Below are 12,442 nucleotides of genomic sequence, written 5' to 3'. Positions count from 1 at the left end.
AACGCCATGCTGACCGCCGCACAGGTGCTCGCCCAGAACAACTTCGGGGACACCCGCACGGGTGGCCTGGCCGGGCCGATGGGCCTCTTCCTCATCCTCGTTCTGGCCGCCGCCACCGTCCTGCTGATCCGCAACATGAACTCCCGGCTGCGTCGGCTGCCCGACCGGTTCCCCCAGCAGGGCCCGGCGGCGACCCCCGACCGGGCGGATGCGGCAGTCGTCGATCCGACAGAAGGTGCGCTGAGGCAGGATTCATCCTCCGCCGCTCCCACCGGGCGTCAGCAGCGTCGCAACGGCTAGTCCGCCCATGATTCACGTCGAACCCGGTCGTCGCCCCCTGTTGCGGCCACCGGGTTTGCCTTAGCCTCTCGCCGGGGGGACCAAGAGTTCCCGAGCCGTGCGCGGGAGGGGGCGCCGATGACCACCACACCAGCGGCCGCCCGTCGTACCGGCGAGCGGCCCGCGGGCGGAGCGGCCCGGTGACCTCCGGCAGGGCCGGCGAGTCGACCGACCGGATCGGAGTCCGCGGCACCCCCGCGCGGCTGCTCCTGCTCACCGCCGCCGTCGCGCTGACCGCGCTGGTCGCCGCCGGCCTGGGGTGGACCGTCCCGACCCGGCTTCCCGCCGACGACCCGCTCGGCGGGCCGGCCCGCTTCGGCCTCGCCGTCGCCGTGTTCGCCGTCGCCCAACTTGCCCGGCTGCGGTTCCGCACCGCCGCCGGGATGGTGAGCATCACCTGGGGCGAGGCCGCGCTGATCATCTGCCTCTACCTGACGCCCGCCGGCTGGCTCCCCTCCGCCGCGCTCCTCGGCGCCGCGCTCGCCTGGTCGGCCATGTCGTTGCTCGGCGACCGGCGACCGGTGCTGGAGGTCGTCCGGATCACGACTTCGCTGACCGCCGCCACCGCCCTGGCCGTCTCGGTCACCACCGTGCTCGGCGAGCCGCTGCTGGCGACGCCGACCCCGGCGCTCGCCCTGGCCGTGCTCGCGGGTTCGGTCACCTACCTCCTCGCCACCGCCTGGCTCGGCGGCGCCACCCTGGCGCTGCGGCACGGCATCCCCGTCGCGCCGCCGCTGCTCGCCGCGCTGCGGGGCAAGCTGCTGATGTTCGTCGGGAACGTGGCCGTCGGCCTGGTCGTGGTGGCGCTGCTGGAACTCGACGCGCGCTGGCTGCTGCTGCTCCCGCCGCCGCTCTGGCTGCTCCAGCAGACCTACCGGCACCGGCTCCGCGCCGACCAGGAGCGCCGCACCTGGCGGGCCTTCGCCGAGGCCACCGCCGCGCTCAACCAGCTCGACGAGCGGGGCGTCGCCACGGCCGCGGTGACCGGCGCGCTGACCCTGTTCAACGCCGAACTCGTCGACGTCGACGTCGCCCGGGGCGACGGCCGGTGGCGGCGCTACCGGGGCGACCCGGGCGGCCAGCTGGTCGACCGGGAGGTCGCACCGCCCGGCCGGACCGAGCCGGAGGACCACGAGCTGGTGCGTACCCTCTCCGTGGGTGCCGCCCGGGTGGGCGAGCTGCGGGTCCGGTTCCCGCGCTGCGCGCCGCCCAACGCCCGGGAACGCGACGCCGTGGCCGCGTTCGGCGACGCGCTCGCCGCCGCGCTGCACGACGCCGCGACCCACCGCGAGCTGCGCCTGGTCACCGCCCGCTCGTCGTACGAGGCGGTGCACGACCAGCTCACCGGGCTGGTGAACCGGTCGGCCATGCTCAGCAAGGGCGACCAGGCGCTGCGCCAGCTCGCCCACGACCACCCGGTCGCGCTGCTGCTGCTCGACATCGACCAGTTCAAGGAGGTCAACGACACCCTCGGGCACGCCGCCGGCGACCAGCTGCTGCGGCTGACCGCCAACCGGCTGGGCACCCTCGCCCGCCCCGGGGACCTGCTCGCCCGGCTCGGCGGCGACGAGTTCGCGCTGCTGCTGACGTCGGTCCCGGTGATCGGCGACCGGGCCGCCCCGATGGCGTACGCGCTGCGGCAGGCCCGCGAGATCGCCGAGCGGCTCGCGGCGCCGACCGAGGTGGCCGGGGTGCGGATGTCCGTCGAGGTCTCCGTCGGGGTGGTGGTCGCCGACGCCGGCACCGCCGACCTGACCGAGCTGCTGCGCCGGGCCGACATCGCCATGTACCAGGCCAAGGAGGGCGGCGGCAGCGTCGCCGCCTACGACGCCGCCCGGGACGCCGCGAGCACCGACCAGCTGGCCCTGCTGGCCGAGCTGCGCGAGGCGCTGAAGACCGACGACCAGCTCGTGCTGGCGTTGCAGCCGGCGGTCGACCTGACCACCGGCGCCCCGACGGGGGTGGAGGCGCTGATCCGCTGGCGGCACCCGCGCCGGGGCTGGCTCGGGCCGCACGACTTCATCCGTCCGGTGGAGAACAGCGAGCAGCTCGGCACCTTCACCCGCTACGTGCTGGACAAGGCGCTCGCCGTCGCCGCCGGCTGGGCCCGGGACGGGCTCGACGTGCCGATCTCGGTCAACCTGTCGGCGCGCAGCCTGCTCGACCCCCGCCTGCCCACCGAGATCGCCGACGCCCTGCGCCGGCACCAGGTGCCGCCGGACCGGCTGGTCCTGGAGATCACCGAGACGGTGGTGATGAGCGAGCTGGAGGTCATCGACGAGGTGCTCGCCACCCTGCGGTCGATGGGCGTGCAGCTCGCGGTCGACGACTTCGGCACGGGCTTCTCCTCGCTGACGTTCCTCACCCGGATCGCGGTGGACGAGCTCAAGGTGGACCGCTCCTTCGTGATCCGGATGGCCGACTCCCCGGAGGCGGCGGCGATCGTGCGGACCACCGTCGGCCTCGCCCACGAGCTGGGGCTGCGGGTGGTCGCCGAGGGCGTGGAGACCGCCGAGCAGCGCGCCGCCCTGGCCGAGCTGGGCTGCACGGCCGCCCAGGGTTACCACTTCTTCAAGCCGATGCCGGCCGACAAGATCGGCGCGGTCCTGGGCACCCTCCTCGACGAGGCCCGCCCCAACGTCTTCCCGCTGCGCGCCGACGGCGCCTCCTGAACCCACCCCGCCGAAGGGAGGTCGGAGCGCGGGCGGGCGCGTCGCCGGGTGGTTATGGTCGTCGGGTGAACCGACTCGCTGACGCCACGAGCCCGTACCTGCTCCAGCACGCCGACAACCCGGTCGACTGGTGGCCGTGGTGCGACGAGGCGTTCGCCGAGGCGAGGCGCCGGGACGTGCCGGTGCTCATCTCGGTCGGCTACGCCGCCTGCCACTGGTGCCACGTGATGGCCCACGAGTCGTTCGAGAACGAGCAGGTCGGCGCCCTGATGAACGACGACTTCGTCTGCGTCAAGGTGGACCGCGAGGAACGCCCCGACGTCGACGCCGTCTACATGACCGCCACCCAGGCGATGACCGGGCAGGGCGGGTGGCCGATGACCGTCTTCGCCACCCCGGACGGCACCCCGTTCTTCTGCGGCACCTACTTCCCCCGGCCCAACTTCGTCCAGCTGCTCCAGTCGGTCGCCGCCGCCTGGCGGGACCAGCGCGACGCCGTCATCCAGCAGGGCGCCGCCGTGGTCGAGGCGATCGGCGGCGCGCAGGCCGTGGGCGGGCCCACCGCGCCGCTGGACGCCGCGCTGCTCGACGCCGCGGCCGACCATCTCGCCAAGGAGTACGACGCCACGAACGGCGGGTTCGGCGGCGCGCCGAAGTTCCCGCCGCACATGAACCTGCTCTTCCTGCTCCGGCACCACCAGCGCACCGGCTCGCCGCGCAGCCTGGAGATCGCCCGGCACACCTGCGAGGCGATGGCCCGGGGCGGCATCTACGACCAGCTCGCCGGCGGCTTCGCCCGCTACTCGGTCGACGGGCACTGGACCGTGCCGCACTTCGAGAAGATGCTCTACGACAACGCGCTGCTGCTGCGGACGTACACCCAGCTCTGGCGCCTGACCGGCGACCCGCTGGCCGCCCGCGTCGCCGCCGAGACCGCCGCCTTCATGATCGACGACCTGGGCACCCCCGAGGGCGGCCTGGCCTCCGCCCTCGACGCCGACACCGAGGGCGTCGAGGGGCTCACCTACTCCTGGACGCCGGCCCAGCTCGTCGAGGCGCTGGGGGAGGACGACGGCCGCTTCGCCGCCGACCTGTTCGCGGTGACCGCCGAGGGCACGTTCGAGCACGGCACGAGCGTCCTGCGGCTGGCCCGGGACGTGGACGACGCCGCCGGGGAGGTGGCCGCCCGATGGGAGCGGATCCGGGCCCGGCTGCGCGAGGTCCGCGACACCCGGCCCCAACCGGCCCGCGACGACAAGGTGGTCGCCTCCTGGAACGGGCTCGCGGTCACCGCGCTGGTCGAGCACGCCGCGCTCACCGGGGACCCCGTCACCGCCGCCGCGGCGGTCCGGATCGGCGAGGTACTGGCCGACCGGCACATCGTGGCCGGGCGGCTGCGCCGCGTCTCGCGTGGTGGGCTCGTCGGCGAGCCGGCCGGCGTGCTGGAGGACCACGGCTGCGTGGCCGAGGCGTTCTGCGCCCTGCACCAGCTCACCGGGGAGGGCCGCTGGCTGACCCTGGCCGGTGGACTGCTCGACGTGGCGCTGGAGCGGTTCGCCGCGCCGGGCGGCGCCTTCTACGACACCGCCGACGACGCCGAGCGGCTGGTGAGCCGGCCGGCCGACCCGACCGACAACGCCACCCCGTCCGGGCGTTCGGCGATCGTCGCGGCGCTGGTCGCGTACGCGGCCCTGACCGGCGAGACCCGCTACCGCGAGGCCGCCGAGGCCGCGCTGTCGACCGTGGCGCCGATCGTCGGCCGGCACGCCCGGTTCACCGGCTACGCGGCGGCCGTCGGGGAGGCGCTGCTCTCCGGGCCGTACGAGATCGCGGTGGTCACCGACGAGCCGGCCGGGGACCCGCTGGTGGCGGCGGCACACCGGCACGCCCCGCCCGGCGCGGTGATCGTGGCGGGCCGGTCCGGCCAGCCCGGGGTGCCCCTGCTCGCCGACCGGCCGATGGTCGAGGGGCGGCCCACCGCGTACGCCTGCCGGGGTTTCGTCTGCGAACGCCCGGTGACGACGGTGGACGACCTGGTCGGCCAGCTCGCCCGGCGCTGAGGCGCACGGCTGCCGCCGGGTGCGATCGGCCATCCGGCGGCGCGGCCGGCGGGCTGCCCCGATAGGCTGGCGCCGCTATGGATTCCCGTACCGGTCTGCCTGTTGTCGGCATGGTGGGCGGCGGCCAGCTGGCCCGGATGACCCACCAGTCCGCGATCGCCCTCGGCCAGTCACTGCGCGTGCTCGCGCTGGCCCCCGACGACGGCGCCGCGCTGGTCGCCGCCGACGTCCAGTACGGCGACCACACCGACCTCGCCGCGCTGCGCACCTTCGCCAAGGCCTGCGACGTGGTCACCTTCGACCACGAGCACGTCCCCACCGAGCACATCCGCACGCTGGCCGCCGAGGGCGTGAAGCTCTTCCCGCCGGCCGACGCGCTGCTGCACGCCCAGGACAAGCGGGCCATGCGGGAGCGGCTCGGCGAGCTGGGCGCACCGAACCCGGCGTGGCGACCCGTCGCCGAGCCCGCCGACCTGGTGGCGTTCGGCGACGAGATCGGCTGGCCGGTGGTGCTCAAGGCGGCCCGCGGCGGGTACGACGGCCGGGGCGTCTGGCTGGTCGACGACGCGACGCAGGCCGAGGAGCTGGCCACGACCCTGCTGGCCGGCGGCACCCGGCTGATCGTCGAGGAGCGGGTGCCGCTGCGCCGGGAACTCGCCGTGCAGGTGGCGCGCTCGCCGTTCGGGCAGGTCGCCGCCTACCCGGTGGTGGAGACGGTGCAGCGCGACGGCATCTGCGTCGAGGTGCTCGCCCCCGCGCCGGGCCTGCCGGAGGAGCTGGCGGTCGCCGCCCAGCAGCTCGCCATCGACCTGGCCACCGCGCTCGGCGTGGTCGGCCTGCTCGCCGTGGAGCTGTTCGAGGTCGCCGACCCGGCCGCGCCGGGGGGCAGCCGGATCGTGGTGAACGAGCTGGCGATGCGGCCGCACAACTCGGGGCACTGGACCATCGAGGGCGCCCGCACGTCGCAGTTCGAGCAGCACCTGCGGGCGGTGCTCGACTACCCGATGGGCGACACCTCGCTGACCGCTCCCGTGGTGGTGATGGCGAATGTGCTCGGTGGCGAGCCGGGCGGGATCTCCATCGACGAGCGGCTGCACCACCTCTTCGCGGCCGAGCCGGGCGCGAAGGTGCACCTCTACGGCAAGCAGGTGCGGCCCGGCCGCAAGATCGGGCACGTCACGGTGCTCGGTGACGACCTGGACGACGTACGGACGCGGGCCGCGCGAGCCGCCCGCTGGTTGCGGGAGGGGCGGGCGTGAGCGTCGTTGGGTTGATCATGGGCAGCGACTCGGACTGGCCGACGATGAAGGCCGCCGCCGAGGTGCTGGACGAGTTCGAGGTGTCGTACGAGGTCGAGGTCGTCTCGGCGCACCGTACCCCGATCAAGATGATCGACTACGGGCGCGCCGCGGCCGACCGGGGCCTGAAGGTCATCATCGCCGGGGCGGGTGGCGCTGCCGCCCTGCCCGGGATGGTCGCCTCGGTGACCCCGCTGCCCGTGATCGGTGTCCCGGTGCCGTTGAAGCACCTCGACGGGATGGACTCGCTGCTCTCCATCGTGCAGATGCCGGCCGGCGTGCCGGTGGCCACCGTGTCGATCGGCAACGCCCGCAACGCCGGGCTGCTCGCCGTCCGCATCCTGGCGGCCGCCGACCGCGCCCTGCTCGACCGCATGTCGGCCTACCAGGCCGACCTGGAGCAGCTGGTCGCCGAGAAGGACGCGGCCCTGCGCGCCTCCCTCGCCTGAGATCCTCGGCGCTCGGCGCCGGAAGGACTTTGAGGGCCGGACGTCGACCTGGCACTGGTCGGCGGCGGGGCCGAGATGGTAGGTGCCGTCGGCGCATGCGAGGTAGTCGCTGTCCGTGACGGATGCGTGCGTTGCTCAGGGTTACGGTGATGGCTCGGGGCGTGGGCATCCCTTCCGCCCCTTTGCTCTGCAGCCATCCACGCACCAGCGAGCTGAGCTGGGATTTTCCCAACGCCGCGGTGGTTGAAACTTCAAGCATCCGTCACGAAGAGTGACTGTTGCGTCGATGGCTGCAGAGCAAAGGGGAGACGGGGCAAGTGGCTGGTCGAGCCGAGAAGTCACACCGCGTGTTCTCCGGAAGGCCGGCGACCCGACGACCAGCGATCACCGAGGGCGTCGGACGCCGGTCCTAGGCGCGCAGGCCCGGGTCGGGCGGCCTGCCGCGCAGCGCCGCGGCGGTGGGTGAGCTGCCGCGCAGCGCCGAAACGGCGGACCTGCCGCCCACTCCGGAGCGGCGGACGCCCCGCCCACACCGGAGCGCCTGACCGCCGGCTGCCACAGGGCTCAGCGGGCCCGTCCGCGCCGGTAGCCGGGGGACGGGCCGCTGATCTCATCGCATGCCGCGTAGGGCCGTCTGGAGGCGTTCCTGGGCGCGGCGCCGGCGCTCGTTGCTCGCGCCGAGCGCCAGCAGCAGGATGCCGACGGGGATCAGGGCCAGCCACGGCCCCAGGCTGAACAGGGCGTGCACCGCCGCGATCGCCGTCACGGCGGCGCCGACGATCACCGGCGCCTGCTGCTGGCTCATCGAGCCGAAGACGAGGACGGCCACGGCGCCGAGCAGCAGCAGCACCTGGCGCAGCGTGCTGGAGTCGGTGGCCAGCACGATCGCCAGGGTCGGCACGAACGCGGCGACCAGTGCGGGCCCGTACGCGACCCAGCTGCTCAGGTCGGGCCGGTGCCGCAACTCCAGCACGCCCACGAGCAAAGCGAGCGCCGCGAAGGGCAGCGTGTATGCCTCCGGCAGCGCCACGTCGGCGACCCGCAGCAGGATCCACCAGGCGGCGATCTCGCAGACCACCACCGCCCAGAACAGGATGCGCCGCTCCACCGGCCGGCGGCCCGGTCGGGTCGCCGCCACGCCCAGCACCGCACCCCAGGCGGCCAGCAGCGCCGCGATGTGCCGGGGCGAGTCGAAGGCCAGCGCCAGGGCGATCAGGGCGGCGGCGTACCCGCTCCACTCGACGGTGGCCGCCTCCCGCTGGGCCTCGGGGCGACGCAGCCGGGGCAGGGTCGCGGCGAACACCTGAAGGGCCGCGCCGACCGCCAGTACGCCGAACGCGGACCAGACGGCCGCGAGGCCGGCCACCAGGCCGGCGGTGAGCACGAAGAGCTGCGCCGTCAGCGAGGCGAACAGCCAGCCGAGGATGCGCGCCCGCTGGGTGGTGCCGAAGATCGCGGCCACCGTGCCGACGCCGACCGCGCCGCCCAGGGTGAACAGGGTCAGCTCCCGCGTCGCCAGGCCGCCGATCAGGCCCGCGCTCCCGGCGGCCAGGCCGATGGCGAAGACGAGCACCCGGGCCAGCCGCAGCGAGCGGGCCCGCTCGGCCAGCGGCGGGGGCGGGGTGAGCGCCAGGCCCAGCATCGAGATGGTGAACACGGACAGCGCCGCCAGGGTGCTCGCCGGCCAGCCGTTGCCGAGCGACACCGGGGTGATCAGCAGGGTGACGGCGGCGCCGGGCAGCACCACCGGCACGGCCCGGGAACGTCGCCCGCCGCTGAAGCCGGTGGCGGCGAGCGCGGCGGTCGCGGTGAGCAGCAGCGCGGTCAGCACGTGGGTCGCGTCGACCGCGTCGGGCGGCGGGGTGAGCAGCTCCGGCGGTGGCCCCTGCCAGACCCGGCCGAGACTGCGGTGCGGGTCGACCAGGGCGACGACCAGGGACGGCGCGATCGACACCAGCGCCAGGGCGGTGGGCAGCGCGGCGGCGGCGAGCGCACCGGCGGCGGGGCTGACCCGCCAGCGGCGCTGCGTGCCGTCGTCCGGCAGCCGCCGCAGCGCACCGTCGAGCAGCACCGACCAGCGCCGGACCGGCTGAGCCGCGCCGACCGGCGGCTCGGTCGCGCCCCGGACCAGCTCCGCGAGCACCCCGAGCAGGGCCGCCGCGGCGGCGTAGACGCCGACGGGCATGCCGGCGGGGACGGCGGCCAGGGCGCTCACCGTGGCGCCGCCGACCACCGCCGCGCTGGCCCAGGGCAGGTACTGCGGGATCCGTCGCCGGACGGCGGCCACCGCCGCCAGGCCCAGGCTCGACGCGGCCAACGCGGCGGTGAGCACCACCTCCGGCGTACGCCCGAACTCGGCCGCCAGCGCCGCGACGGCGCCGGGGAACGCGAGCAGGGCGGCGCCGGCCGCGGCGCCCCCGATCTGGGCGAGGTGCGGCGGCATCCCCTCGGTCTCGATGTCGTCCACCAGCGGCACGGCCAGCGACCGGGCCAGCGCCGCCACCACGATGCCGATCAGCGCGATGCTGCCCAGCGCGAGCGCGGTGGTCCACGGCCGGACCAGGCCCGCCCCGGCGGCGTGCAGGGCGACGGCACCGGCCACGACCGCCCGGGACAGGCCGGCGCGGGGGTCGACCGCGGCCACGGCGGCAGCCCCGAAGACGGTGGCGACCATGCCGCCGACCAGGACGGGCGACCACCACGGCAGGTCGAACGCGGCCGGCGCGCCGATCGTGGCGAGCACGGCCGCCGCGCCCGACACGTCGTACTTCCACGGTGGCGGCAGCAGGACGGCGGCGGCGACGCCGAGCAGGGCCAGCGCGACCGGGGCCTGCCACGTCGACCCACCGGTCGGCCCGGCCGGCCAACCGGTCAGGTCGCCGGCCCAGATCGGCCCCGGGGTCGCGAGCACCCCCAGCCCGCCCCGCAGCGCGCTCCAGCCGGCCAGCAGCCCGATCAGCACGCCGCCGACGGCGAGGCCGACGATCGGCCCGCGTCGCCACTCCTCCGGCATGGCCCGGGCGGCCACGGCCACCACCAGCACCAGCGCGGCGGCGACGGCGAGCTGCCCGCCGGGGGCGAGGACGGCCGCGATCCGGGCCAGGGTGGCGATCAGGGCGGCGGTCACCGCCGCGGCGGCCAGGTCGGAGCCGTCCAGCGTGAGGTCGGAGCGCCGGCCGGCGTCGATGGGGCCGGCGAACACCACCATCGCGGCGGCGACGAGCAGCAGGCCGCCGACCCAGGCGTCGGCGGCGGTGGCGCCCGGGGCACCGAACGCGGCGGCGGTGACCGTGACCGCGCCGAGGGCGGTACCCACCGCCAGCGGCGTCGGGATGCGGCGCTGGGAGACCTGCACGACGGCGGCGTGTCCGAGGGTGACGCAGACCGCCAGGAAGCTGGCCGCGAGCACCGGGACGGTGACCTCGCGCAGGCTCGCCGGGGTGGGCGTCGGGTCGGCCGGCACGGTCGCGGCGACGAAGGCGGCCACCGCGCCCGGCAGCGCGAACGCCGCGCCCCCGGCGGCCCAGGCCGAGACGGTGTCGGCCGCCGCCGGGGCGAGCCGCATCCGGGGCGCCACGGCGACCAGGACCCCGGCGGCGAACAGGGTGAGCAGGACCGCGGTGGTCAACGCCGGCCGGGCCAGTCCCGCACCCGCGCCGAACAGGCCGACTCCGGCGGCGGTCGCCGCGTGCGCCAGCGCCGCGCGTTCGGTGCGGGCGGAGAGCCCGACCACCCCGATGCCGACCGCCGTCAGCACCATCGGCCAGGGCGCCACCGCCCAACCGAGACCGAACGACGCCGGTACGGCGAGCGCGGTCAGCGCCGCGCCGACCACCGCGAACTCCCGGCGGATCTCGGGAGGCAGGGCCAGCACCGCGGCGACGGTCAGCAGGAAGGCGCTCACGGCGAGCTGCCAGGCGGCCGGTCCCACGGCCGCCGCCAGCTCGGCCGGGTAGCGGTCCAGGTCGGCGGCCCAGGCCGGCAGCGCGGCCCGGACGGGGGCGACCCCGGCGCGCAGGGCACCCCCGGCGACCACCACCCCGCTGACCGTGAGCGCCACCGCCGAGGCGAGCTGCGGCCCACGTCGGGCCGCCTCCGGCACCGCCCGGACGGCCAGCCCGGTCAGCGTGATGACCGCCGCGATCAGCAGCAGCGCCCGCCCGGGGAACGCCACCGAGGCGATCCGGCTCAGCGCGCCGATCACGGCGAGGGTGAAGATCCCGGCGCCGAGGTCGGGCAGCGGCGGCCGGCGCAGCACCAGCGTCCCGGCCAGCCCCACCGCGGCGGCCAGCAGCAGCACCGTGCCGGCCCCGGTCGCGGCCGGCACGGTGCCCGCGCGGAGCAGGGCGGAGACGGCGTACGCGAGGGCGAGGGCGACCGCCACCCCGTGCAGCGCCCAGGTCAGCTCGCGCAGCCACGGCACCGGGCGGGCGGCGGGCACCCGGTCCTGCGCCGGTAGCCCGCCGTCGAGCACCTCGCCGGCCTCCTCGGGCGCCCCCTCCGGGCGGCCGTCGGCGCGGCGCTGCCGGGGTGCGGCCGGGGACCCGGCGGGGGTCGCCGAGGGCCCGGGCAGGTCCCGGCGGACCGGCCGCTCCACGGTGACCGTCGACCGCGCCAGCCAGAGGTCGAGCAGGGCCACCGCGGTCAGCACGAGCGCCCAGCCGCCCGGGCCGGTGATCCGGTCGGCCGCCAGCAGCGGCAGCACCGGCTGGGCGGCCAGCACCGTGGCGAACCGGGGCGCGCGCAGCCCCGTCCAGCCCGCGTAGCCGAAGGAGACGCCGGCGGTGACGGCGAAGATGATGCCGGCGAAGATCGCGCCCGAGGCGCCGCCGTTGCCGATCCGGTCCACCGCCCACAGCGCGTAGCCGGCGAGCGGCACCAGGAGCAGGCCGACCGCGGAGATGGTCTCGGCGGTCGAGGTCAGCCCGCGCCGGGCCAGCACCGGCGGGGCGAGCAGCATCAGCACGGTCGCGAGCAGCAGGATGCCCAGCCGGGCCAGCGCGTCCATCGAGCTGGTGGCCACCGCGGCGAAGACCACGGCGGCGACCCCGAGCAGCAGCGCGCCGAGCCCGAGGGGGATGTTCTGCACCTCGCGGGAGGACGCCTCCGGGGGGTGCTCCGGATCGTCGGCGTCGAGCCAGGTGGCGGTCGACGGCGGGGGCGGGTCCTCCGGGCCGGCCGGGGTGCCCTGCCGGGGGACCCGGGGCGGGGCGCCGGTGGCGGCCGTGGGTGGCCGGCGGCCCGGCCTGCGGCGCAGCACCCGACGGGGGCGGGTGGCCTGCTTGAGACGTTCCTCACCCGCGTGGGCGAGGATGTCCCGCTGGAAGAGCGCGGCCTGCATCTTGGCGGCGATCTGCCGCTGCTCGCTGGCGATGGCGGCCTCGCGGGCCTTCATCTCCGCGATGGACCGCTCGATCTCCGCCAGGTGCTCGACCCACTGTGGCTGGTGCGCACCACAGTGCGGGCAGCTGGCGGCCGGTTTGATCTCCCGGCCGCACGAGGAGCACTGAAAGCTCGCCACGACACCCCTCCACCCGCACTGTGGACTCCCACCTTGGCAGCATGCCCAATGTGGGCGCGGATTTCGACAGTTGTCGGCGGGTCCGGGGCAAAGATCGTCCACG

At 76.1% G+C, this 12,442-nt stretch carries 6 protein-coding genes; 5 read left to right on the top strand and 1 reads right to left on the bottom strand.

Features of this window, described 5'->3' with window-relative positions:
• Positions 1-6: 6 nt before the first annotated feature.
• The 5 genes from DER29_RS06555 (at position 7) to purE (ending at position 6,818) form a co-directional block, all read left to right on the top strand.
• The gene (locus DER29_RS06555) at positions 7-300 is read left to right on the top strand and encodes a hypothetical protein (RefSeq protein WP_121396512.1); all 294 of its coding nucleotides are present in this window, start codon (positions 7-9) and stop codon (positions 298-300) included.
• A gap of 215 nt (positions 301-515) precedes the next feature.
• A complete protein-coding gene (locus tag DER29_RS06550) occupies positions 516-3,011 on the top strand; it encodes a bifunctional diguanylate cyclase/phosphodiesterase (RefSeq protein WP_233600011.1) in 2,496 nt (831 codons plus the stop codon).
• Between the two features lie 65 nt (positions 3,012-3,076).
• The gene (locus DER29_RS06545) at positions 3,077-5,071 is read left to right on the top strand and encodes a thioredoxin domain-containing protein (protein WP_121396510.1); all 1,995 of its coding nucleotides are present in this window, start codon (positions 3,077-3,079) and stop codon (positions 5,069-5,071) included.
• 77 nt (positions 5,072-5,148) lie between these two features.
• Entirely contained in the window at positions 5,149-6,330 is a 1,182-nt protein-coding gene (locus DER29_RS06540) for a 5-(carboxyamino)imidazole ribonucleotide synthase (protein WP_121396509.1), read from the top strand.
• Positions 6,327-6,818 carry a 5-(carboxyamino)imidazole ribonucleotide mutase gene (gene purE / locus DER29_RS06535; RefSeq protein ID WP_121396508.1) on the top strand — a complete coding sequence of 164 codons (492 nt, stop codon included), beginning with the start codon at positions 6,327-6,329 and terminating at the stop codon, positions 6,816-6,818. Before DER29_RS06540 ends, purE begins: the two co-directional genes overlap by 4 nt.
• A gap of 610 nt (positions 6,819-7,428) precedes the next feature.
• On the opposite strand, the gene DER29_RS06530 is transcribed toward purE, so the two are convergent.
• Positions 7,429-12,339: an SCO7613 C-terminal domain-containing membrane protein gene (locus tag DER29_RS06530; RefSeq protein WP_121396507.1), complete on the bottom strand. Its 4,911-nt coding sequence runs from the start codon at positions 12,337-12,339 to the stop codon at positions 7,429-7,431.
• Positions 12,340-12,442: the final 103 nt, after the last annotated feature.

The organism is Micromonospora sp. M71_S20, assembly GCF_003664255.1.
Taxonomy (GTDB): Bacteria; Actinomycetota; Actinomycetes; order Mycobacteriales; family Micromonosporaceae; genus Micromonospora.
The sequence above is the reverse complement of the archived record's forward strand: the minus strand, read 5'-3'. Positions and strand labels throughout refer to the sequence as shown.